The organism is Paenibacillus sp. 203, from assembly GCF_037027525.1.
GTDB lineage: Bacteria > Bacillota > Bacilli > Paenibacillales > Paenibacillaceae > Paenibacillus > Paenibacillus polymyxa_B.
In genome coordinates, this window is the sequence record NZ_JAXCHD010000009.1 from 52010 (window position 1) to 75687 (window position 23678).

Genomic DNA, 23678 nt, shown 5'->3' on the forward strand with positions numbered 1-23678 from the left:
AGTCATGGAGGGATTCGCGATGAAGGATCAATTGATTCAGAAAGCGCTTGAGGCGCGTAAACAGGCATACGTTCCGTATTCGAATTTTCAGGTGGGTGCTGCGGTTCTCGGAAGCGATGGCACGATTTATCACGGATGTAATGTGGAAAATGCCTCCTACGGCTTATGCAATTGTGCAGAGCGGACAGCGATTTTTAAAATGGTATCCGAAGGCTGCCGTAAAATTGATTCGATTGCGGTTGTAGCTGATACGGAAGGGCCTGTGTCTCCATGTGGGGCATGCCGTCAGGTTATTTCCGAATTTGCTCATCAAGATACCAAAATTTATCTGACAAACCTTCATGGCAACACGGAAGAGTGGACGGTGGATCAATTACTGCCGGGTGCTTTTCGACCTGCGGATCTGGGCAAATAAAAAAAAGAATGCCTCTTTGGAGCGCATTCTTTTTATAGGGAATGTAAGCGCTTAATGTAATGAGGGGGAAATTAAATGAAATATGTAATCGCTCTGGTGGGACTGCTCGTTGTATTTGCACTTACTTACGTTGCCAGCAGTGACAAGCGTAAAATCAGGTATCGTCCGCTGATAGTTATGGTTGTTCTGCAAGCAGCGCTTGCTTTCGTATTACTGCATACAGGAATTGGCGAATTTTTGGTCAAAGGCTTTGCAGAAGGTTTTAAGAGTCTTTTGGCATATGCAACTGAAGGGATTAACTTCGTTTTTGGCGGAATTGCGAATGAAGGAGCAGCACCGTTCTTTATCGGTGTACTGCTGCCAATCGTGTTCATATCCGCACTGATTGGTATCTTGCAATATGTAAAAGTGTTACCTTTTATTATTAAATATATCGGGCTTGTCTTGAGCAAAGTAAACGGAATGGGTAAACTGGAATCCTACAACGCTGTAGCTTCGGCTATCTTGGGTCAATCCGAGGTGTTTATTTCCGTTAAGAAGCAAATTGGTCTGCTGCCAAAACATCGGTTGTATACGCTGTGTGCGTCTGCGATGTCTACAGTGTCCATGTCGATTGTGGGAGCTTACATGCAAATGTTAAATCCCAAATATGTGGTCACAGCTTTGGTATTGAACCTGTTCGGCGGTTTTATTATCGCTTCCATTATTAATCCGTACAAGATTGAGAAGGAAGACGATTTACTGGAGGTTCAGGAGGAAGAGAAGCAGTCCTTCTTCGAAATGCTCGGGGAATATATTATGGACGGTTTCAAGGTTGCTATTACGGTAGCTGCAATGCTGATCGGTTTTGTGGCGCTGATTGCCATGGTTAACGGGATTTTCTCCTGGTTGTTTGGAATCAGCTTTCAGGCGTTGCTTGGATATGTGTTTGCGCCTTTCGCTTTTGTCATGGGTATTCCGTGGAACGAAGCCGTTCAGGCGGGCAGCATTATGGCTACCAAACTCGTATCCAACGAATTCGTGGCCATGCTGGATCTGACCAAGCAAACAGGCTTGTCGGAGCGCACGGTCGGGATCGTATCGGTATTCCTCGTATCCTTTGCTAACTTCTCATCCATCGGTATCATTTCTGGGGCGGTGAAGGGGTTGCATGAAAAACAGGGAAATGTGGTGGCCCGCTTTGGTCTGAAGCTGTTGTACGGGGCAACGCTGGTTAGCGTGCTGTCGGCAACGATTGCAGGGTTGTTTTTGTAAAAAAAACAGCGAATCAGGAAAGGATTTTTATGATGTCTAAATTCAAACGGATTCACTTGGTGGTTATGGACTCGGTTGGTATCGGCGAAGCGCCGGATGCTGCCCAGTTTGATGATTACGATGTAGATACGCTCGGTCATATTGCCCGCGAACGCGGTGGCCTGAAGATGCCGAATATGGGTAAGCTCGGTCTGTCCAATATTCGTTCCATAGAAGGAGTAGCAGCGGCCGACAAGCCGCTCGCGTATTACACTAAAATGCAGGAAGCATCCAATGGTAAGGATACAATGACGGGGCATTGGGAAATCATGGGATTGAATATTGCTGTTCCTTTTCGTGTATTTCCCGATGGGTTTCCAGATGAGCTGATTCAACGCATTGAGGAGCACACAGGTCGCAAAGTTATTGGCAATAAGCCTGCGAGCGGAACGGAAATCATTGATGAACTGGGCGAAGAACACGTGAAAACTGGAGCGCTCATCATTTATACCTCGGCGGACTCTGTGCTGCAAATTGCGGCGCACGAGGAAGTTGTACCTTTGAAGGAACTCTATGAGATTTGCGAGTTCTGCCGTAAAATCACGCTGGAAGATCCGTACATGCTGGGTCGCATTATTGCACGTCCGTTCGTAGGCGAGGCAGGGAACTTCTCCCGTACCTCCAATCGACATGATTATGCGCTCAAGCCGTTTGGTCGCACCACCATGAACGAGCTGAAGGATGCAGGCCTGGATGTGATCGCCTTAGGTAAAATCTCCGACATTTATGACGGTGAGGGTGTGACGAAGGCGGTGCGTACGGTGTCTAATATGGACGGCATGGATAAGCTGGTGGCTACGCTCGATGAGAATTTCACCGGATTAAGCTTTCTGAATTTGGTGGACTTTGACGCTGTATACGGTCACCGTCGTGATCCGCAGGGATATGGTCAAGCTTTGGACGATTACGATGCGCGTTTGCCAGAAGTTTTTGCCAAAATGACCGATGACGATCTGCTGATCATTACTGCAGATCATGGGAATGACCCGACGTATCGGGGAACGGATCACACCCGCGAATACGTACCTTTGCTGGCATATTCCCCGCGTTTTACAGCTGGGGGCAAGGAGCTTGCGGTTCGTAAAACCTTTGCTGATATTGGAGCGACTGTAGCAGATAACTTTGGTGTAAAACTGCCTGAACACGGAACGAGCTTTTTGGCAGAGCTTCAGTAATCAAGGACCAGCAAGAGTAAGCGAGATTACTAGTAACGATATAAATAACGATACAAGCATGGACAAATGGGACGGAGGAATAAAAAACATGAGTGTACACATTGGAGCCAAACCCGGAGAAATTGCAGAAACGATTTTGCTGCCAGGAGACCCGCTACGGGCAAAATTTATTGCTGAAACGTATCTGGAGGACGTGACCTGTTACAACGAGGTTCGCGGAATGCTCGGATTCACGGGTACGTACCAAGGCAAACGCCTATCTGTGCAGGGAACTGGGATGGGGCTGCCTTCCATCAGTATTTATGTCAACGAACTGATTAGCGAATACGGTGTGAAAAACCTGTTCCGCGTAGGTACATGCGGCGGAATGAAGGAGCATGTGCACGTTCGTGACGTCATTTTGGCACAAGCATCCTGTACGGATTCCGGTATGAACCGCCATATCTTTGGCGGCTACGACTACTCGCCGATTGCCAGCTTCGATCTATTGAAGGGCGCTTATGATCGTGGTGTTGCCAAAGGCCTGAACATGCATGTCGGTAATGTATTCAGCTCAGACAGCTTCTACCGTGATGACAAATCAGTGGTACAAAAGCTGATGGAATACGGCGTGCTGGGCGTAGAGATGGAAACTTCGGCTTTATACACGTTGGCAGCCAAGTTTGGCGTAAACGCACTGACGATTCTGACGGTAAGCGATCATTTGCTGACAGGTGAAGAAACGACGGCGGAAGAACGGCAAACGACCTTTAAAGAAATGATGGAAGTTGCACTGGATACAGCAGTATCTCTGTAAACGATCATACGCACAGTGAGGAGAAATGACATATGAGAATGGTAGACTTGATTGAGAAAAAACGTGACGGAAAAGAACTGAGTACGGAGGAAATTAATTTTATTATCCAAGGCTACACTCAGGGTGAAATTCCTGATTATCAAGTCAGTGCATTGGCGATGTCCATTTTCTTCAAAGATATGACTGAACGCGAACGCGCTGATCTGACGATGGCGATGGTTCATTCGGGTGATACCATTGATCTGTCCGCGATTGAAGGTGTAAAGGTCGATAAGCATTCCACTGGCGGTGTGGGGGATACAACAACGCTGGTACTGGCTCCGCTCGTAGCGGCCTTGGACATTCCGGTAGCCAAAATGTCAGGCCGCGGCCTCGGACATACCGGAGGAACAATCGACAAGCTGGAGGCTATTGCAGGCTTCCACGTCGAGATTAGCAAGGACGAATTCGTGGATCTGGTGAATCGCAGCAAAATTGCGGTCATCGGACAAAGCGGCAACCTGACACCTGCGGACAAAAAGCTGTATGCCTTGCGTGACGTTACGGCGACGGTCAACTCGATTCCGCTGATTGCCAGCTCGATTATGAGTAAGAAAATCGCTGCCGGCTCCGATGCCATCGTGCTCGATGTAAAAACAGGTGCAGGCGCATTTATGAAAACCGTAGATGATGCCAAAGCACTGGCACATGCCATGGTGAGCATCGGTAACAATGTGGGTCGCAAAACGATGGCAGTCATTTCCGATATGAGTCAACCGCTGGGTGTGGCCATCGGTAACTCGCTGGAAGTAAAAGAAGCGATTGATACGCTACGCGGCCAAGGACCGAAAGATCTGGAAGAGCTGTGTATGACTTTGGGCAGTCAGATGGTATTTTTGGCAGGGAAAGCAGAATCCCTTGAAAACGCCGAAGAAAAGCTCAAAGAAGTCATTCGCAATGGCAAAGCACTGGAGAAATTCAAAGAGTTTATTGCGAATCAGGGCGGCGACGCTTCTGTGGTGGATCATCCTGAACGCTTGCCACAAGCACAGTACCTTATTGAGGTGCCTGCGAAGCAGGATGGTGTGGTAGCTGAAATCGTGGCTGACGAAATCGGTACGGCTGCGATGTTGCTTGGAGCAGGACGTGCGACCAAAGAATCCGAGATTGATCTGGCTGTCGGCTTGATGCTGAACAAAAAGGTCGGGGATGCTGTTCAAAAAGGCGATTCACTGGTTACCATCCATGCGAACCGTGAAGATGTAGCCCAAGTGCTGGAGAAAATCTACGCGAACATCCGTATTGCGGATCATGCGGAAGCACCAGTGCTGATCTATGGAACAGTGACAGAGTAAGCGGTAAGCCCTATTCAATAAGTCGTATTGGGTGTCTCTGATCAAGTTTGAAAAATATGACAGCTGGACTCATAATAGATATGAGTTCGGCTTTTTTTATTGTAAGGCGGAGGGCACAGAGGGGGAGAGACATGTTCAGATTATACAGCGATGTTCGGGGAGCAGCCTATGAAAGACTGATTGATTATGCTATGGAACGGGCAGACACGTTTATGCTAGGCATACATAAATGGGCGACAGAGGATGAGAATGGAGTGATCGACCAGGATGTCCTGTTCAAGGAATTGTTACAGCAATTGAATCCTTTTATGCTGTCCACACACTCATATGAGGAAATTAGGGGCATGCATTCCATTGCCTACACACAAGGAACATTTTACCGATACCAATGTGCGCCTGAGGCAGGGGGACTATTAAAGCAAGCGGCGTCCAGTCTGTTTTCCTGGGTACATCCCCAATTGCCTGAAGATTTGTGCTTCCAGAATGCGGATGGAGAGGATTGGATCATTAACATAGCTCACGAACGAATAGGTAGACTAAACATGGCTACAGAAGAAGCGGATGAATTGGAGAAGCTTATTCCCGGTGTGTTTATTCACAAACCTGAATATCATCAGAATATAGATGTTTTTCTGGGCGATGCTATTCGGCATCAACCGGATCGAGTGGAGCTTATGTCGTTTGGCTTGAGGGAGATACCGGAACGGATTAGAGAACTGCATTCTCTGAAGCATCTGACCATTTTCGAGCAGGATATACGAACACTACCGCATGCTTTGTTCGAATTGGAATCGTTGGAGTCACTGACGATACAAGTAGCGGATTTGGAAGAGCTACCGGCTGATATTGCCAAGCTGACCCGGCTCAAAAGCCTGAGGATCAGCTGTGGATGCTATGATCGCCCGGCACCAGATGTCAAAGTAATACCCAAAGAGGAGCTGGCATTCCGGCATTTGCCTCCTGAAATTGGAGAGCTGCAACAACTGGAGTATCTGGATATCCAGTATAGCGGAATCCGTACGTTGCCTCCTGAAATACAAAACTTGAACAATCTACGCTCTTTGGACATTGTGAACGGATTCATCGAATCGGCACCCGACTTTATATATAAAATGACTTGGCTGGATCGCTTCCTTATAGAAGATAAGCCGTTCCATCTGTGCAATCACGGTGAGGACTGAAGGATAGATAAGAAAAGGAGGGAATCAAATGATGGAGAAATGGGTTTGGATGGGGTTTGCAGGGGCAATTGTGGGTTATGCCACTTTTGCTAATATGAGCGTTCCTACATCAACTATTACAGAAGTAAATCAGAGTCATTCGACTGTTCCGCTTAGTATGCAGAGTAAGCAAGGAAGTGCAGCGAAACGCGTTGTACATGACCAGGAGATGCAATTTGGAGGACAAGGACAAACGAGCTTTAGATTTGAAGAGGGGCGCAAGTTGTATATCAGTATCAAGAATACAGGCAAGCAACCCGTACAATACAAGCTCAATAGTGCGAATGGATTAGACTTGCAAGGGTCAACGAGCGGGTTTTCCAGCCAAACGTTGCAGCCGGGAGAACGCCACGATCTGCTGTTTGTAAAGCCAGAGGGGTAGGACGAAGCTGCAAATGACTCCTTGAAAGAGATGATTTTGAAAGTAAGTACGGACGATGGATCGCAAGGAAACGTTAAAACCTTCGCATATATTACACTGTAATCTCCTTCCAGAAAGGGTGCGACATGCGGTCATTAGTCTACTTATGTTACAATAGAACGGTTGAAGACTTAATGAACAGAATAGGTCAGAGCAGAAAGCAGAAAGGATGACCCGTTGTGCCCAAAAACCATGAATTCGGTAGTCAAAAGATGTCACGGAGGCTGTCACTCACAGCCATTTTACTTACACTTACTTTTGTAGCACTTACTGGCTGTGGTCAGGATAAGAATGCTGAAACCATTGATACTGGAAGTAGTACAAGTGTGATCGAGAACGGAGCCGGTGGTAATCGTAGCGGTTCAGCCCAAAGTGACAAAGCAGCGAAAGAGAGCGAGAGTGCAGAAAACAGCGGTACGGATGCACAAAAGTCAGCTCCTTCGGCTCCAGCTGCTTCATCGGATACATCTTCTTCTCCGGCAGTCTCCAATCCATCGCAAAATCCATTTGAGGTAGCAGGTATTCAAGATCCTAAAGCGTTTTTGAACATGTTCAAAGCGCTGCAGAAGGCAGTTGCCGACAATGACAAGGAGAAAGTGGCCGATTATATTTTGTACCCTCTGCGTGTTAATGATAGTGAAAAGTCGCTAACGATTCCGAATAAGAAAGATTTTATGGCCAAGTATGATCAGATTTTTACGGACGCAATTCGCGAGGCGCTGGTGAATCAAAAGACAGATGATTTGTTTGTTAATTATCAGGGAGTCATGGTGGGTTCGGGTGAACTGTGGTTGAGAAGAGCTACGGACAATCCGAAGCTTTTTGGAGTCTTTTCGATTAATCTTGAAACGGTTGCCAACTAAGTCGTCCTCCGTGTGTAAATGACCTCTAAACGGTCGGAAACATATATCATGTTTCTGACTGCCCCCCTTTAAAGAAAGAAAAGTACAGATGATACATACCAAAAAAAGGTTTGACATCACTCCTAAACTCTCGTATTATATCCATATAACTCATTAAACAGGTAGGAATTAAAGAATTAAAGTATGATCTCGCCATTTTGGCGGAGAACCTCTAGGAACAGCAGGCAGACACTGTCCACGCGACAGGTTTGACCTATCAGAGCTGCATCAGGGAATTCTCCGCTCTTTTTTTGATTATGTCTGTAAATAACAGGCGTAAATGAATACAAATTACATAGAATGCGGGGTGTCTTGATGAAAAGGCAATGGAAAAGTGGACTTATTCTCGGACTATCTTTGGTTTTAACGATTATGCTGAGCGCTTGCGGGGCAAGCAAGGGAGGGACGCAGGCGGATGGTAGTTCTGCTGCCGGTTCCAAGGAAGTGGAGTTGCTCAATGTTTCTTATGATCCGACCCGTGAGCTGTATGAGGCATATAATAAAGCGTTTGCCGCCCATTGGGAGAAGGAGAAAGGACAGAAGGTTACGATCAAGCAATCTCATGGAGGATCTGGCAAGCAAAGTCGTTCTGTGCAGGACGGGCTGGATGCGGACGTGGTAACTCTGGCCCTGGGCTACGATATTGATGCGCTACAGGAAAAAGGACTTGTTAAAGAGGGGTGGCAAAGTAAATATGAGCATAACAGCGCCCCGTACACTTCAACCATCGTGTTACTGGTGCGCAAAGGGAACCCGAAAGGGATCAAGGACTGGGACGATTTAATCCGTGGCGATGTGCAAGTTATTACACCGAATCCTAAAACTTCGGGCGGGGCACGTTGGAACTATCTTGCAGCCTGGGCCTATGCGCTCAAGAAGAACAATAACGATGAAGCTAAAGCCCAGCAGTTTGTACAGGACCTGTATAAGCATGTGCCGGTACTGGATAGCGGAGCACGTGGAGCGACAACGACTTTCGTAGAGCGTGGAATTGGCGATGTGCTGATTGCATGGGAAAATGAAGCATTGCTCTCCGTGAAGGAGCTGGGTGCGGATAAATTCGATATCGTGTATCCATCGATCAGTATATTGGCTGAACCTCCGGTAGCAGTAGTCGATAAGGTGGTAGATAAAAAAGGTACACGCGAGGTGGCGGACGCGTACCTGAAATATTTATACAGTGAAGAAGGGCAGACCATTGCTGCCGAAAATTATTATCGCCCAACACTGGAGAGTGTGACGGCAAAGTTCAAGGATCAATTTCCTAATTTGGAGCTCGTAACCTTGAAGGATGTATTCGGGACATGGAAGGAGACGCAGCAGAAGCATTTCAGCGACAAAGGGATTTTTGACCAGATTTATGTACCCGGCAGTTCATAAAATAGGTGGACTGTGTAGGCGATTGATCGGTAGCCGCGAGTGTCATAGTGAATGGATTCAGAGAGGGATGAACAGAGCATGAGTCAAGTGCAAGCCACCCGAAAACGCGTACTTCCCGGGTTCGGGTTAACAATGGGTTATAGTGTGCTGTATCTCAGTCTGGTGGTGCTGGTGCCTTTATCGGCACTGCTTCTGAATTCAACTGGACTGACGTGGGAAAAATTTTGGGACGTGGCGACTGATGTCAGGGTGCTGGCTTCCTACAAGGTAAGCTTTTTGTGTGCCGCGGCTGCGGCGCTGATCGACCTGTTTCTCGGTTTATTGATAGCCTGGGTGCTGGTGCGTTATGAGTTTCCGGGGAAACGAATTTTTGATGCGGTGATTGATCTGCCCTTTGCTTTGCCTACTGCCGTAGCGGGGGTTGCTTTGACTGCTCTGTATGCGCAGAACGGCTGGATCGGTTCATTGTTTGAACCGCTTGGATGGAGGCTGGCATACTCACAGACGGGAATTACGCTAGCATTGATGTTTATTGGCATTCCGTTCGTCGTACGGACAGTTCAGCCGGTTTTGGAGGAGCTGGATAAGGATGAGGAGGAGGTCGCTGCTACGCTGGGAGCTGGCAGATGGCGTATCTTCTGCAGCGTTATTGTGCCGGAGCTGGTGCCACCGCTGCTGACGGGTTTTGCGCTCGCCTTTGCCCGTGGTATTGGCGAGTACGGTTCTGTCGTCTTCATCTCTGGCAATATGCCGATGAAAACGGAAATTGCTCCATTGCTCATCATGTCCAAGCTAGAGCAAAATGACTATGCAGGAGCTACGGCGGTAGCATTGATGCTGTTGGTGATTTCATTCGTGCTGTTACTCGTGATTAACAGCATTCAGCGCTGGTCACGGCGCCGTGCAGTTTAACGTAACTGCCTAAACGCAACTGTCTAATGTAATCATCTAACGTTAACATGCAGGGCTGCGCATGATACCCGCATTCTAAGGAGGGATACACCATGTCACAAGCAATAACTGGGCAGGAGCTTGCTTCTGCACCAGTGCCTTCATCCGCACCGCCCAACAGGGTCACGACCGAGGCCGCTTGGGTGAAGTGGACGCTGATTGGTGCTGCTTTTTTAGCTTTGCTCTGGGTGCTGGTATTGCCGCTAATCGTCGTGCTTACCGAAGCGCTCAAGCAAGGATGGGGCGTCTACGTCGAAGCGTTACGGGACCCAGATGCCATGTCTGCATTGCGGTTGACGCTGCTGGTGGCAGCGATAACGGTACCGCTGAATACGGTATTTGGTGTAGCTGCCGCTTGGCTGATCACGAAATTTCAATTTCGCGGCAAAGGCTTGCTGGTCACCTTGATTGATTTACCCTTTGCCATCTCTCCTGTCGTCGGAGGGCTGATGTATGTATTAGTGTTCGGCGCACAGGGCTGGCTTGGACCGTGGTTGGACGAGCATGATATTAAAATTATATTTGCTCTGCCTGGTATTATTTTAGCGACGCTGTTCATCACCTTTCCATTTGTGGCGCGAGAACTCATTCCAATGATGGAAGATCAGGGACAGCAGGAGGAAGAAGCGGCGGTCACGCTGGGCGCGCGCGGCTGGCGCATTTTCTGGAAAGTGACGCTGCCGAATATCAAGTGGGGTCTGCTGTATGGCATCATTTTGTGTAATGCGCGAGCCATGGGTGAGTTCGGTGCAGTGTCCGTCGTCTCTGGACATATCCGGGGAGAGACGAATACACTGCCGCTGCATGTAGAAATTTTGTATAACGAATATCAATTCTCGGCATCTTTTGCGGTGGCCTCGTTGTTATTGTTACTAGCTCTGGCTACTTTGGTGCTTAAAAGCTGGTTTGGACGCAAACGCGTGCATTAATTTATGATTTTGTATATGATCCCTCAGGGCCTCTCTTTGCGTCTATCGTCTGTTAACGGCGAGAAGATGGGAAGAGAGGCCCTTGTTCTAAGGTGGCTTATATGGATAATAAAATGATCATATCAAGGCACGTTAGTGTGCCCAGGAGGAGCGAAGGGAAAAATGAAACATCCGTTTCAGTCCTACCGTCAGCTGTTTCCAGTGCTGTCCTCACATATCCATGTAGGGAGCTGTTCCCAGGGGGCCGTATCAAGGCCAGTTTCCGCTGCCATTGAGGAATATCATCGAAGTTTGCTGCAACACGGTCATAACGGCGATCTGTCTATGGCACGTTTGGAGGAGGCTAGAGGGCATTTTGCCAAGCTCATTGGGGCGGAGCCTGACGAAATTGCGGTCCTGTCCTCAGCCTCTGAGGCGATTGCCGGGGTGGCCACAGCCCTTCCTTATGTACCGGGAAAAGAAGGCATTGTGTATGCGGACACCGACTTTCCGACGGTGGGACACATCTGGCAGGCACAGGAGATGTTCCGGAATCACATCTGCTGTATTCCCTCCATCGAGGGAGAAGTGACGATAGAGCAGTATGAGGAGCATGTTACGGAGAAAACTGCGCTCGTTATGGTGTCACAAGTGAACTATACCAACGGATTTCAGCAGGATTTAAAATCCATTGCAGACATAGCTCACCGAAATCAGGCGTTGCTGTTTGTGGATGCTTATCAGTCTGCAGGGATCGTTCCAGTGGATGTAAAGGCAATGGGCGTAGATATTTTGGTCGCGGGAGCACGCAAATATATGCTTGGAATTCCGGGCGTGGCTTTTCTTTATGTAAGCAAGGACCGAATAGACCGCTTCAAGCCCCGTCTTACAGGCTGGCTTGGGCAGGAGCCCGCTTCCCGGTATGATATTGCTCACCCGGTTCCGGCGGCGGGAGCCCGACGCTTTGAGACGGGATTGCCTTCTTTCATTAGCATTTTTGCTGCCAATGCGGCCTTAAAGCTTCTGCTGGAGATTGGAGTCACGAGTATTCAGGCTTATATGAGTGAGTTGGTGGATTTTTCCGTTGAATATGGACGGCGCAAAGGGTTACACATACGTGTACCTTACAGGGGAGGCACATTACCAAGCCTGCTCGCTGTTGAAGTAGCCGACGTGTCGGCTGTGGAAAGGAATTTGAGAAGCCAAAATATGATCGTTTCAGCACGAAAGGATGTTATCCGTGTGGCTCCGCATTTTTACAATACGGCTGAGGAAGTCCGACGGGTCATAGATGAACTGGCAGGGCGATGTTGAACGAACGGCAAAAGCCTCTTCCGAGTGAATGGGAGTATAACACCCCTTTTTACACAGGAGAGGCTTTTTGGACGTTTGGACGTTTAGAATTCTAATTATACGATCCGTTTGCGCAGCCAGCCGGAAATCAGATCCGTCAAAATGATCAGGACCACAATGCCGAGCAAGATAACGCCTACACGGTTCCAGTTGCGCATTTGGAGTGCAAACAGTAGCGGAGTACCGATACCACCTGCACCGACCAGACCGAGCGTGGTAGCAGAACGGATATTAATTTCAAAACGGTAAAGCGAATACGAAAGAAACTGTGGAATCACCTGCGGTAGCACAGCGAAGAATATCACCTGCCAACGGTTGGCACCGCACGCGATCAAAGCCTCTTGAGGCCCGTGATCGACACTTTCGATCGTTTCCGAGAAAAGCTTCGCTAGCATGCCGATGGAATGAATGCCGAGGGCAAGCACACCCGCAAACGAACCGGGGCCAACGGCTTTGATAAATAGGATGGCGACGATCATTTCTGGAAAAACCCGGATGACACTAAGCACAAATTTCCCGCTACCCGATAAGGGACGTAGACGGGTCATATTGCTGGACGCCCAAAAGGCGAACGGAAGGCAGATAAATGCGGACACGAAGGTTCCGAGCACTGAAATGACCAGCGTATCCAGCAACCCGCGCAGTAAATCCTCTCCCTCAGGGATGTAGACGAACGACCAGTCGGGATGAAGGAAGCCGTCCAATATAGCGACAGAGACACTTTTAGCCGTTCCCTGTAATCCTTCAAACTGCATCCCGCGAAAAGCCCAAATATAAATGATGATTAGCAGAATAGCTATCGCCCATAGGCGTAGGCGGGAGCCAATAGGTCTGCGAAGCGTAGGATCATTCATAATAATTTCCTCCGTAGCAGGTTACTGCCGTAATCAATCGCAAGGACGATGACGAGGGTCAGTAGAATAATGATGCTTGCCCGATCATATCGGAACAGCCCCAGAGAACGGTCAAGCAACAGACCGATACCGCCAGCCCCGACCAGGCCCAGAACGGAAGCCGCGCGCACATTAACCTCAAAGGTATACAGTAAGTACGACACAAAATAAGGAAGAGCCTGCGGAACCACACCAAAGGCGATGACTTGAATTCGGCTCGCGCCAACAGCGGTCATGGCTTCCAGCGGCCCGGGATCAATGGCTTCAATCGCCTCAAAGGTCAGCTTGGCTATGATGCCAAAGGAGAAGAAGAGCAGGGCGAGCATCCCTGCAAACGGCCCGATGCCGAACACCGCCACAAAGATTGAGGCAAACAGCAAATCAGGAATCGTCCGTACTAGGTTCAGGATCGTGCGCATTGGCAGCGAAATCAGTTTGCGCGGCATCACATTATAGGCACACAGCAACGCGACAGGGATCGCCAATATGGCTCCCAGTGTCGTGCCAACAATGGCGATCTGGATCGTTTCCAGCATCGGTTTCCAGATGGTAGGCAGGTAGCTCCAGTCGGGTGGAAACATTTCGCCCAACAATTTGCCCATCTCCGGCAAGCCGACGATCAACTGGTAAGGTGTGGCATCCGTATGAATGGAGCAGGCTACCAGCACCACGATAAAAATCATCCAGGTGGCATAACGCTTGTAACGTCCTGGCAAAGGTGGCCCAGCGGGCGGCTTGCTTGGCTGTGGCGGTCCAGCATGCGGTGACGGTTGCGCCGAAGAGAGCGGCTGGGCAATAGAGTCGGGCTTCATGATCCCACTCCCAGCAGCTCATCATGCTTGATGGCCCGGCCGTAGATCTCCGCAAAGGCCTCATCCGTAGCCTCCTCCGGTGTGCCGTCAAAGACCACTTCCCCGGCGCGCAATCCGATGATCCGCGTTGCATATTCGCGCGCGAGATCAATGAAATGCAGATTGACGATGGTCGTAATCTGCATTTCACGGTTGATGCGCTGGAGGTCATCCATGACCTGGCGGGTGGTCAACGGGTCCAGTGATGCGACAGGCTCGTCCGCCAGAATGATTTTAGCCTCCTGCGCCAGGGCGCGGGCGATGGATACGCGTTGCTGTTGGCCACCGGACAGTTCATCTGCCCGGCTGTAAGCTTTTTCGCGGATGTTCACGCGCTCCAGCGCTGTTAGTGCCAGTTCGATATCCTCCTTCGGGAAGAGACCGAGAATGGTCCGCAGCGTCGAATGATAGCCGACGCGGCCGGAAAGTACATTGCGGAGCACTGTCGAACGCTTAACCAGATTGAAGCTTTGAAAGATCATGCCGATATCACGGCGAATGCGCCGCAACTCGCTGCCTCCAGCAGACGTGACGGACCTGCCACCCACGACAATGTCGCCGGACGTAATGTCATGCAGTCGGTTAATGGAACGCAGCAGGGTAGACTTACCTGCACCGGATAAGCCGACGATGACGACCATTTCTCCCTCCTGAATCGTCAAATTAATATGGTCCAACCCTTTGGTGCCGTTCGGGTATGTTTTCGATACGTTACGGAATTCGATCATATGCTCCCAACTTTCTCCCCCGATGGGGTGGAATGAAAACAACACCGCCATGAATACATGGACGGTGCTGCCCTGTCATTCGTAAAGCCTGTTTCGTAGCTGTTACTTCATTACAGTACCTTGTTTGCTCCGATTACTTAACCGCTTGGCCAACGGCTTCGGCGTATTCACGCACGGAGTCGAAGTTTTTATCGTCGCCCTTTTCATAACCTACATGGGTGTAAATTTCTTTAATGATCTCGCCGCCTGCAGGGTCTTTGGCAATGTCAATAAAGGCTTGGCTGATCTTGTCTCTCCACGCTTGATCCATATCAGAACGTACGCTGACGGTGTCATTTGGAATTTTAGCTGTGTAATGAATGACGCGAGTTTTTTCAAATACATCCGGGATTTCCTTCTTCACCGTGTTACGTGCATCCTGGAAAACAGCTACCGCATCAACTTGACCGTTCAGCAACGCCAGAATAGCAGCATCGTGGCCTTTGATTGTCACACCCTGCACATCCGTGTCCGGGTCCACGCCAGCTTTTTTCAGCTCTGCTGCGGGGTACACGTAGCCTGCGGAGGAGGTTACATTTTGCCAGCCAACCTTCTTGCCTTTCAGATCAGCTAGGCTTTGAATCGGAGAATCCTTTTTCACCACGATCATTGCTTTATAAAAGTTTACTTTTTCAGTCGTGTCCTTGCCTGTAGCATCTTCAATGCCGTAGCGTTGAGCTTGCAACAGCAAATCGGCTGCTTTACGGTTATCGTGGGCCAGTACATAAGCATTCGGCGGAAGGAATCCTACATCTACCTGCTTGGAAGACATGGCTTCCACAATTGTATTGTAGTCAGGAGATACCGTTACTTTCACCGGGATTCCAAGCTTGTCACCGAGTAGATTTTCGAGCGGTTTGGCTTTGGCTTCGAGCGTATCTGCATTTTGAGAAGGAACGAACTGTACCTTTAACTCCTTAGGAACATAGGCTGTGCTTTCGTTTTTAGAGCCATCTGTACCCGGAGTGGACGCGCTGTTGTTATTGCTTGCATTGGAGCCACAAGCGGCTAGGCCCGCTGCCAGTGTGAAGGTCATGCACAAGGTCAGTGCTTTTTTGAACAAAATAATTTCCCCCTAAACATAGTAATAACGAAAATAAAATTAAAAACCTGTAAATGCTGTGACAAACCAAATCTTAACAGCTAGTCCCACAGCTAGGGTTAAAACCACTCCTGACTTTGGTAAAAATGATGTAAAATTTATCGTATGGTAAAAACCGTTTTCTGGATTTATGCGAAATGTTTATTTTAACATTCTCTTAACAGTGCTCTGTTAGACTTGTTCAAGCTCTATGACCGAAGCTGAGGGAGAGAACAAGATTGGATATTTTGGATATTAACGAAAAGGCAGACCAAGACAATGTAAGTCTTGTGAGAGTGAAATTTCGCATTATGGTTACAACCGATTTGCATGTCAGTTTGTGGAATTACGATTATTATACGGATCAGGAAACGCTGCATTACGGTCTGGCGCAAACAGCCAGCTTGATTCAAATAGCCCGGGCGGAGGTGCCCAATCACCTGCTGCTGGATAACGGAGATGTGATTCAGGGGAATCCAATGGGAGATTATGCTGTACAGCGAATCCAACAGGACTCAAGCGCGGTGCATCCCGCCTATAAAGCCATGAATCTGCTTGGATATGAGGCAGGTAATATCGGGAATCATGAATTTAACTATGGACTGGAATACTTGCAGACTTGCCTTCAAGGAGCGCAATTTCCTTATGTGAATGCCAACATTTATATAGCAGGAGAACAAGAACGAAATTACTTTACACCTTATCTATTGCTGGATAAGGCGGTAGAGGATGAAGCAGGCGGTAAGCATCTGTTGAAGGTGGGGGTCATCGGCTTTGTCCCTCCGCAAATTATGCAATGGGACAAGGCGTGGCTGGAGGGAAAAATCATTGTCAAAGATATGCTGGAAACGGCAAGACGCTTTATTCCACAAATGAAGGCGGCGGGAGCCGATCTGATCATTGCCATGCCCCATGCAGGCTTAGAGGATATTCCCGAAACGCTTGATATGGAAAATGCGGTGCTGCATCTGAGCAGGGTGGAAGGGATCGATGCCATTGTGTTTGGTCATGCACATAAAGTATTTCCCGGACCTTCGTTTATAGGGAAAACAGGTGTTGATGTAGAGCGAGGTACCATCCACGATATCCCAGCAGTGGAGCCGGGCTTTTGGGGGGATCATCTGGGTATCATTGATCTGGAGCTGACCTTTAGTGGAGGGAAGTGGCAAGTGGCTGCATCTGCTGCCGAGGTACGCCCGGTGTATGATCCGATACGCAAGGAGGCGCTGGTACAACCGGATACTGCCATTCAGCTGGCGGTAGCAGAAGAGCACGCCGGAACATTGGAGTATATTCGTGCACCTGTAGGTCAGACGACGGTGGCGGTGAACAGCTTTTTTGCTCAGGTGATGGATGATGCTTCGGTTCAGCTGGTGAATGATGCGCAAATGTGGTATGTGAAGCAGCAGATGCAAGGGAGCGAGTACGAAGGATTGCCCGTTCTGTCGGCAGCAGCTCCTTTTAAAACAGGCGGCAGATATGGCCCATCATACTATACCCATATTCCGGCGGGGACGTTGGCGATCAAGCATATCGCTGATCTGTACAATTTTCCGAATACGCTGCATGTCGTCCGACTGAGTGGAACGGAAATCCGGGAATGGCTGGAGTGGTCTGCTGGACAATTCCGGCAAATTGATCCTTCAGCAGAACAAGAGCAAGAGCTGATTAATTCTGATTTTCCAAGCTTTAATTTCGATATCATCGACGGCATCAGGTATCAAATTGATGTAACACAGCCAGCCAGATATGATGCTGACGGGGGCCTAAAGGACCCAGATGCACACAGAATCATTCAGATGTCTTTTGATGGCGAACCGATGGATATGCAGCGAAATTATCTGATTGTTACGAATAACTATCGTGCGTTTTCCTCTGCGCTGGTCAATCCGGGTGGAGAGCGAATTATACTTGCTTCACCGGATGAGAACCGTCATGTGCTGACCGAATACGTGCGGCATATGGAGACGTTGACGCCAAAAGCTGACGGCCATTGGTCCCTCGCCCCATGGTCAGGGCGTCCGCATGTGACGTTCCTGACCTCGCCGCAAGCTACGGATGCCGCTAATGCCTATTCGGAGTTGCTTTATGAAGGGTTAACGCTAGAGGGATACGCTAAGTTTGCCATCGATTTCGGACGTTCACGGTAGAACTGCTAACTAGTTTTTGTCCTATAAGTCCACAGCATCAAAATAATAGAAATAGACTGTCCCGCAGAGGACGGTCTTTTTTCATAAAACAGTTTTAAAATCGTACAAAATTCGTGATTTTATATGTCCTGAGTCGTGTTTAAAGTTATTGACCTCTCGTATAAATAGACATATACTTTGATTAAACAAATTTTGGTTTAAAAGGTAATGAAAAAGTCACCATCATTCGTTTGAGGGGGTGTCCCTTTGGAAAAAAACACCACGATCCGCGCAGAAATAGAAAAGTATATTCAAAGTGAAGGCATTTCAATGCAATGTTTTGCAGATGCTTCAAAGGTAAATCCGGGTACACTTAGCGGTATACTTAATCGGAACCCGCCACGGCCTATCTCAGTCAATCAGCTTGATCTGATTACAGAGGCCATGGGATTGGAAGAAGGATCTTTGTTCGAGATGTATGTGGATGAATGTTTTATTCATTCCTTACCACACTGGAGGAGGTTGCGTCCGTTTCTCCTGCGTTGCTCAGAGTTGAATAAGCTGGAGTGTATACGCAGTGTACTTGGCTATTTGATGGACGATTTATCGAATGTTCCTGCTATTTTTGAGACCGCAGAAGCGATGTTTGAGGATGGCAGACATGAAGCTTCCATGCTTCTGTATGATTGTGTCATCGAGAGTGAGAAGTATACCCACTCTGAACGGTTGGCGATCAGCTATTTCCGTATATTCCAGATTCAGATTAAGGATAACCAACGGAACTTGAAGGCTGCTGTACAATTCCATTTGTACCGTAGTCGTCTACCGGAAATTTACGCACTGGAAGGCTTACATATGCTATCTCAAGTGTTTGCTTTAAAAATGCAATGGTCCGAGATGGAAATGTATGCGGACGAACTAAGAGAGCTGGCGCAGGCATTGTATCGCAATCGGAACCGTTTTGGAGATGAGCACCTGGAGCTGCTTAAACCGCTCGTTTATTACTATGCTCAGGGGCATCTGCTCAAGGCCAGCTGCTATGAGTTTCAGGGCAGATATGAGGAATCCAAGCAATGGATTGAGGGTTATGCAGATTTGAGCTGGTTTGAGGGTTTAGACGAAGAAGGCTGGAAAGTGGTCAACCTACATCGTGTATATGCACAGGGCAACCGACTTTGTATTGAAATTAAAATGGGCAACACTTCTGCAATCTATGAATATATTACTTACCTGCGTGAGCATCCGGATGAGACACTGGAAGGCTTGAACACCTTGCTCGAATCGGCGAACCGGTTCGGTTATTTCGTGGATGCCGAACTGGGACTGTTTAGTCAGCAACTCAAGAGCTTCTGGGAGCTTGCACCGGAACGATGGGACACTCATTATCGCAAGCACTTTAATGCATTTCGCTTTGCATCCTTTTGTAAGGTGTATGCGGAATATTATTTCCGAAAAGGCGATTACCCCGAGGGAGTGGGACAAATACTGCATTGCTTGCAACTGTCTGTTGATAATAGCTATACCGAACATATCATTGGTTGTATGGCTTTATTTGAGCAGCATCGAAATTTTGCTACACCGGAACAGCAGCAGCTTTATCAGAGTCTGTGTCTGGGCGTACGTGCAAATGAAAAGAATCATGCCTATGATCACAGTACCGGTGGATATTTATAATTCCAAATTTCATTCGAATTCTTCATATAACACGTTATTGCGAGGATGTTCCTGTTTCAAAAGGGGATGTTCTCGTTTTTTAGCTGCTGCTGTCGCTTGTGACTTTTAGCATAGAGAGGACCGTTTTGCGCGTTGACAAGTTTCGCAAGCGGGATTAGGATAAATGCAGCACAGAAAGTGAAGGAGAGCATGTACAAATGACGATTCCCAAAACATTAACGATAGCCGGCTCCGACACAAGCGGTGGAGCGGGTATTCAGGCAGACCTGAAAACCTTTCAGGAGCTTGGCGTATATGGTATGACCGTATTGACAACCGTAGTAGCGATGGGTCCTAAAACCTGGGATCATCTTGTATATCCTGTTGCGTTGGATGTGGTAGAAGCGCAGCTGCGTACTGTATTGGAAGGTATCGGTTTTGATGCGATGAAAACCGGTATGCTTGGTTCCGTTGAAATTATCGAGCTGGTAGCCAGCCATTTGAAAAAGCATGATCTGAAGCGGATCGTAATTGACCCGGTTATGGTCTGCAAAGGCACGGATGAAGTGCTTCAGCCGGAAAATACAGAGGCGATGCTGGAATTGTTGATTCCTGGCGCTGACCTGGTAACACCGAACTTGTTCGAGGCTTCGCAACTGGCGAAGAATGGACCGATCACGACACTGGAGCAGATGCAGGAAGCGGCTGCGATTATCCATGAGCGTGGAGCTAAGCATGTACTGATCAAGGACCGTGGCAAAATTCGCGCAGGTAAAGCGATGGATCTGCTATATGACGGAATCACTTTTGACTGGTTTGAAGCCGATGTTGTAAAAACAAACTTTACCCACGGTGCAGGCTGCACCACTTCGGCAGCGGTAACGGCTGGTTTGGCTCAAGGGCTGACTGTACGTGAAGCAGTGGATCAGGCCAAGAGATTCATTACACAGGCCATTGAAGGTAGCTTCAAGCTGAATGAATTCGTCGGTCCGACCCTGCATGCGGCACATCGTTTGCAAAATCAATAAAGCATGAAGGTCTGTGATCTCAGAAAGACTTATAAATCTCCATCAGGCTGAATATATATTAGATTGTTTTAGATCATGACTTTTTTGATATATAGAGTTAGATGAGGCTTAAAAGCCGCAATACATAGTATTGCGGCTTTTAAGGTTGTATTTTTTTGGAATTGCAGCTTCCAGTTTGGTCTAATCGTACTGTATAATAGGCATCAGATTTATTACATTTAAGGAGGAACCGAAGCAATGACATTATTCAGCCAAATGGCTTACAGTCGACCAGAGCAACCTGAAATTGAACAGCGGTTTAAAACGCTGTTGCAGCAGTTTCGTGAAGCAGACAGCGTAGAACGTCAAAATGAAGTGATTCATGCGATTAACAAGCTGCGCAGTAATGTGGAAACACAATTGCAATTGGTGGAAGTTCGGCACTCCATTAATACGGAGGATGCCTTTTACAAAGCGGAGCAAGAGTATGCTGATGATTTCATGCCGGTTATTCAGGAGTATGTAACCGATTACTACCGGGCATTGGTGGATTCTCCATTCCGAACCGAGTTGGAGAGTCAATGGGGCAGCCAGCTTTTCAGTATTGCCGAGGTAGCACTCAAGTCGTTCCATCCGGATATTATTGAGGATTTACAGCAGGAAAATAAGCTAACCTCGGAATATGCTCAATTGATTGCTTCAGCGAAGATCCCGTTCGAGGGAGAAGAACGCACATTGTCGCAGCTCCTGCCTTTTGAAATGGCTACCAACCGGGAGACGCGCAAACAGGCCTCCGAGGCTAAATATCAATTTATGAGTGAGCATGAGGACGAGCTGGACCGGATTTATGATGAACTGGTGAAAGTACGCACGCGCATGGCACACAAGTTGGGCTATGACAACTTCGTAGAATTGGGCTATGCCCGCTTGGGACGTACAGATTACAATGCCGAAATGGTAGCCAATTTCCGCGAGCAGGTGCTGAAGCACATCGTTCCTCTGGCAACCAAGCTGAAGGAGCGCCAGCGCGAACGGATCGGAGTAGATCAGCTTCGCTATTATGACGAGGGCTTCAACTTCCTGTCAGGCAATCCTACGCCTAAAGGTGACCCGGAGTGGATCATTCGTAATGGAGCACGCATGTATGAGGAGCTTTCAGCGGAAACACGTGAATTTTTCAGCTTTATGATCGAACGTGGACTGATGGATTTGATCAGCAAAAAGGGCAAGCAAAGCGGAGGCTATTGTACATTTTTGAGCGAATATGGCACGCCGTTTATTTTCTCCAATTTTAATGGTACATCCGGTGATATCGACGTATTGACGCATGAAGCAGGTCATGCCTTCCAGGTCTATGAAAGCCGGCATTTTGAAATTCCTGAGTACCATTGGCCAACTATGGAGGCGGCTGAGATCCACTCTATGAGCATGGAGTTTTTCGCATGGCCTTGGATGAATCTGTTCTTCCAGGAAGATACGGACAAATATCACTTTGAACATCTATCCTCATCGTTGCTGTTCGTGCCTTACGGCGTAGCCGTGGACGAATTCCAGCATGCCGTATACGAACATCCAGACTGGACCCCAGCCGAACGTAAAACCGCATGGCGCTCCATTGAACGTAAGTATAAACCGCATCTGGATTATGAAGGCAACGAGTATCTGGAGCAGGGCGGATTTTGGCACAAACAGGGTCATATTTTTCAATCCCCGTTCTACTATATTGACTATACACTCGCGCAACTGTGCGCGTTCCAATTCTGGAAACGCATGAGTATCGACCGGACAGCTGCGTGGGAAGATTATTTGAAGCTATGCCGTGCCGGAGGAAGTCGATCTTTTACCGGATTGGTTGAGTTGGCTGGACTCATCTCGCCGTTCCAAGATGGCTGTATCGCCTCTGTAATCGGAGAAATCGAAGCATGGCTGAACAGTGTGGATGATAAAAAGCTGTAAGCATAACTAAAAAGGGCATTTCGCTTACCTGTCAAAGCTGAAAAGCTTGTAGATGAGATGCTTTTTTTAATGAAAGCAGAGCAGTTGCACGAGAAAAGCCGGGAACCTCTACATGATGTAGAAGTCCCGGCTTTGTGTTTATTTTAGATTAAATATAACTTAAATTAATGTTTGGTGTTAAGCGGTTTGAGATTGGCTTCAATAGATGCGCGGCGCGATTCCAAAAATGGCGGTAACGCCAGCGATTCACCCAGAAACTCTAGTTCTTCATCCGTATCAAAGCCAGGTCCATCGGTAGCCAATTCAAACAGAATGCCGTTCGGCTCACGGAAGTACAATGAACGGAAGTAAAAGCGATCTACAAAACCAGAGTTGGAAATTTGCAGCTGCCCAATACGGTCTACCCACTGTTTGAGCTCTTCCTCAGTTTCAACACGGAAGGCTACGTGATGCACACTGCCGCGTCCTGGTCGCTCTTGTGGCAGATCGTTGCGCTCTTCCAGATGAACTTCGGTTCCTGTACCGCCTTCACCCGTTTCATAGATGACCACATCCGGTTGTCCAGCAACAGGAGAAGGATAGGAGCCCTTTTTGCGGAAGCCCATAACCTGTTCAAGAATAAGAATGGTATTCTCCGCTTTGGGAATAGTCAGATGAACCGGTCCGAGTCCTACAATGCCGTATTCGGCAGGGACAGGGCTTTTCTCCCAAGGCGTGCCGCCGCGCATTCCGTGATCATGCTCATCTGAAACGAGGAAGAAGCGTTGTCCTTCAAAATCCTCGAACGAAAGTGCCAGGCGTCCCGCTTGATCCGTAATTTCCCCATGTTTTACATCCAACTGCTCGAAGCGGTTTTTCCAGTAATCCAGTGCCTTGTCATTCGGTACCCGTAGGGAGAGAGCTGAAATGCTGTTATTTCCTGTACGAGTTTGTCCCGCATGTGGAATTTCAAAGAAAGTGACTTCGGTACCCGCAGTTCCACGCTCATCTCCGTAAAAAAGGTGATACACACTAACATCATCTTGGTTCACCGTTTTCTTGATCAACCGAAGTCCCATTACCTGAGTATAAAAATCAACATTTTTAGCCGCTGCTGCTGTAATCGCCGAAACGTGATGCAATCCTAATAGTTTCATGTCATTATCCTCCTTGGTTTTTATATGATTAGGTTTTTCTAAACAAAATAAACAGTC

The 23678-nt window shown here is 48.1% G+C and carries 21 protein-coding genes; 16 read left to right on the forward strand and 5 right to left on the reverse strand.

Annotated elements, in window-relative coordinates:
- Positions 1–19 precede the first annotated feature (19 nt).
- The 12 genes from WA407_RS20015 to WA407_RS20070 all read left to right on the forward strand — a co-directional run bounded on the left by WA407_RS20015 (position 20) and on the right by WA407_RS20070 (position 12109).
- Entirely contained in the window at positions 20–415 is a 396-nt protein-coding gene (locus tag WA407_RS20015) for a cytidine deaminase (RefSeq protein WP_029519322.1), read from the forward strand.
- A gap of 75 nt (positions 416–490) precedes the next feature.
- Complete coding sequence (locus tag WA407_RS20020) at positions 491–1669, forward strand: NupC/NupG family nucleoside CNT transporter (protein WP_254329471.1); 1179 nt, start codon at positions 491–493, stop codon at positions 1667–1669.
- A gap of 29 nt (positions 1670–1698) precedes the next feature.
- On the forward strand, positions 1699–2883 hold the full coding sequence (gene deoB, locus WA407_RS20025; RefSeq protein ID WP_190298005.1) for a phosphopentomutase: 1185 nt from the start codon (positions 1699–1701) through the stop codon (positions 2881–2883).
- An 88-nt stretch (positions 2884–2971) separates the two neighbouring features.
- A complete protein-coding gene (gene deoD, locus WA407_RS20030; protein ID WP_013312036.1) occupies positions 2972–3679 on the forward strand; it encodes a purine-nucleoside phosphorylase in 708 nt (235 codons plus the stop codon).
- 32 nt (positions 3680–3711) lie between these two features.
- Positions 3712–5013, forward strand: a complete 1302-nt coding sequence (locus WA407_RS20035) for a pyrimidine-nucleoside phosphorylase (RefSeq protein ID WP_235306381.1) — start codon at positions 3712–3714, stop codon at positions 5011–5013.
- Positions 5014–5144: 131 nt separating this feature from the next.
- The gene (locus tag WA407_RS20040) at positions 5145–6194 is read left to right on the forward strand and encodes a leucine-rich repeat domain-containing protein (protein ID WP_336078223.1); all 1050 of its coding nucleotides are present in this window, start codon (positions 5145–5147) and stop codon (positions 6192–6194) included.
- Between the two features lie 28 nt (positions 6195–6222).
- Positions 6223–6615, forward strand: a complete 393-nt coding sequence (locus tag WA407_RS20045; RefSeq protein WP_336078224.1) for a hypothetical protein — start codon at positions 6223–6225, stop codon at positions 6613–6615.
- Between the two features lie 218 nt (positions 6616–6833).
- The gene (locus WA407_RS20050; RefSeq protein ID WP_336078225.1) at positions 6834–7517 is read left to right on the forward strand and encodes a hypothetical protein; all 684 of its coding nucleotides are present in this window, start codon (positions 6834–6836) and stop codon (positions 7515–7517) included.
- 354 nt (positions 7518–7871) lie between these two features.
- Complete coding sequence (locus tag WA407_RS20055) at positions 7872–8936, forward strand: sulfate ABC transporter substrate-binding protein (protein WP_250260385.1); 1065 nt, start codon at positions 7872–7874, stop codon at positions 8934–8936.
- Between the two features lie 78 nt (positions 8937–9014).
- A complete protein-coding gene (cysT, locus tag WA407_RS20060) occupies positions 9015–9848 on the forward strand; it encodes a sulfate ABC transporter permease subunit CysT (RefSeq protein ID WP_235306376.1) in 834 nt (277 codons plus the stop codon).
- Between the two features lie 92 nt (positions 9849–9940).
- Entirely contained in the window at positions 9941–10816 is an 876-nt protein-coding gene (cysW, locus tag WA407_RS20065; protein ID WP_336078226.1) for a sulfate ABC transporter permease subunit CysW, read from the forward strand.
- Between the two features lie 162 nt (positions 10817–10978).
- On the forward strand, positions 10979–12109 hold the full coding sequence (locus tag WA407_RS20070) for an aminotransferase class V-fold PLP-dependent enzyme (protein ID WP_336078227.1): 1131 nt from the start codon (positions 10979–10981) through the stop codon (positions 12107–12109).
- A gap of 95 nt (positions 12110–12204) precedes the next feature.
- On the opposite strand, the gene phnE (WA407_RS20075) is transcribed toward WA407_RS20070, so the two are convergent.
- From phnE (WA407_RS20075) to WA407_RS20090, 4 genes are all read right to left on the reverse strand, one after another.
- Positions 12205–13002, reverse strand: a complete 798-nt coding sequence (gene phnE, locus WA407_RS20075; RefSeq protein WP_336078228.1) for a phosphonate ABC transporter, permease protein PhnE — start codon at positions 13000–13002, stop codon at positions 12205–12207.
- On the reverse strand, positions 12999–13853 hold the full coding sequence (gene phnE / locus WA407_RS20080; RefSeq protein WP_336078229.1) for a phosphonate ABC transporter, permease protein PhnE: 855 nt from the start codon (positions 13851–13853) through the stop codon (positions 12999–13001). The genes phnE (WA407_RS20075) and phnE (WA407_RS20080) overlap by 4 nt, the downstream gene beginning before the upstream one ends.
- On the reverse strand, positions 13850–14620 hold the full coding sequence (gene phnC, locus WA407_RS20085) for a phosphonate ABC transporter ATP-binding protein (RefSeq protein ID WP_336078230.1): 771 nt from the start codon (positions 14618–14620) through the stop codon (positions 13850–13852). The genes phnE (WA407_RS20080) and phnC overlap by 4 nt, the downstream gene beginning before the upstream one ends.
- Positions 14621–14753: 133 nt before the next feature.
- A complete protein-coding gene (locus WA407_RS20090) occupies positions 14754–15722 on the reverse strand; it encodes a phosphate/phosphite/phosphonate ABC transporter substrate-binding protein (RefSeq protein WP_025722520.1) in 969 nt (322 codons plus the stop codon).
- Positions 15723–15979: 257 nt separating this feature from the next.
- Between WA407_RS20090 and WA407_RS20095 the strand changes: the two genes are divergently transcribed.
- From WA407_RS20095 to WA407_RS20110, 4 genes are all read left to right on the forward strand, one after another.
- Entirely contained in the window at positions 15980–17890 is a 1911-nt protein-coding gene (locus WA407_RS20095; protein WP_336078231.1) for a bifunctional 2',3'-cyclic-nucleotide 2'-phosphodiesterase/3'-nucleotidase, read from the forward strand.
- 246 nt (positions 17891–18136) lie between these two features.
- On the forward strand, positions 18137–19543 hold the full coding sequence (locus WA407_RS20100) for a DNA-binding protein (protein WP_254350656.1): 1407 nt from the start codon (positions 18137–18139) through the stop codon (positions 19541–19543).
- Between the two features lie 197 nt (positions 19544–19740).
- The gene (thiD, locus tag WA407_RS20105) at positions 19741–20550 is read left to right on the forward strand and encodes a bifunctional hydroxymethylpyrimidine kinase/phosphomethylpyrimidine kinase (RefSeq protein WP_013312022.1); all 810 of its coding nucleotides are present in this window, start codon (positions 19741–19743) and stop codon (positions 20548–20550) included.
- Between the two features lie 237 nt (positions 20551–20787).
- The gene (locus WA407_RS20110; RefSeq protein WP_336078232.1) at positions 20788–22485 is read left to right on the forward strand and encodes a M3 family oligoendopeptidase; all 1698 of its coding nucleotides are present in this window, start codon (positions 20788–20790) and stop codon (positions 22483–22485) included.
- 164 nt (positions 22486–22649) lie between these two features.
- Here the strand turns inward: WA407_RS20110 and WA407_RS20115 are convergent, their stop codons facing one another.
- Entirely contained in the window at positions 22650–23621 is a 972-nt protein-coding gene (locus WA407_RS20115) for a ring-cleaving dioxygenase (protein WP_061828937.1), read from the reverse strand.
- Positions 23622–23678: the final 57 nt, after the last annotated feature.

Coding starts and splice junctions, on each gene's coding strand:
- WA407_RS20015 (WP_029519322.1), top strand. CDS start 20: ATGAAGGATCAATTGATTCAGAAAGCGCTTGAGGCGCGTAAACAGGCA.
- WA407_RS20020 (WP_254329471.1), top strand. CDS start 491: ATGAAATATGTAATCGCTCTGGTGGGACTGCTCGTTGTATTTGCACTT.
- deoB (WP_190298005.1), top strand. CDS start 1,699: ATGATGTCTAAATTCAAACGGATTCACTTGGTGGTTATGGACTCGGTT.
- deoD (WP_013312036.1), top strand. CDS start 2,972: ATGAGTGTACACATTGGAGCCAAACCCGGAGAAATTGCAGAAACGATT.
- WA407_RS20035 (WP_235306381.1), top strand. CDS start 3,712: ATGAGAATGGTAGACTTGATTGAGAAAAAACGTGACGGAAAAGAACTG.
- WA407_RS20040 (WP_336078223.1), top strand. CDS start 5,145: ATGTTCAGATTATACAGCGATGTTCGGGGAGCAGCCTATGAAAGACTG.
- WA407_RS20045 (WP_336078224.1), top strand. CDS start 6,223: ATGATGGAGAAATGGGTTTGGATGGGGTTTGCAGGGGCAATTGTGGGT.
- WA407_RS20055 (WP_250260385.1), top strand. CDS start 7,872: ATGAAAAGGCAATGGAAAAGTGGACTTATTCTCGGACTATCTTTGGTT.
- cysT (WP_235306376.1), top strand. CDS start 9,015: ATGAGTCAAGTGCAAGCCACCCGAAAACGCGTACTTCCCGGGTTCGGG.
- cysW (WP_336078226.1), top strand. CDS start 9,941: ATGTCACAAGCAATAACTGGGCAGGAGCTTGCTTCTGCACCAGTGCCT.
- WA407_RS20070 (WP_336078227.1), top strand. CDS start 10,979: ATGAAACATCCGTTTCAGTCCTACCGTCAGCTGTTTCCAGTGCTGTCC.
- phnE (WP_336078228.1), bottom strand. CDS start 13,002: ATGAATGATCCTACGCTTCGCAGACCTATTGGCTCCCGCCTACGCCTA.
- phnE (WP_336078229.1), bottom strand. CDS start 13,853: ATGAAGCCCGACTCTATTGCCCAGCCGCTCTCTTCGGCGCAACCGTCA.
- phnC (WP_336078230.1), bottom strand. CDS start 14,620: ATGATCGAATTCCGTAACGTATCGAAAACATACCCGAACGGCACCAAA.
- thiD (WP_013312022.1), top strand. CDS start 19,741: ATGACGATTCCCAAAACATTAACGATAGCCGGCTCCGACACAAGCGGT.
- WA407_RS20110 (WP_336078232.1), top strand. CDS start 20,788: ATGACATTATTCAGCCAAATGGCTTACAGTCGACCAGAGCAACCTGAA.
- WA407_RS20115 (WP_061828937.1), bottom strand. CDS start 23,621: ATGAAACTATTAGGATTGCATCACGTTTCGGCGATTACAGCAGCAGCG.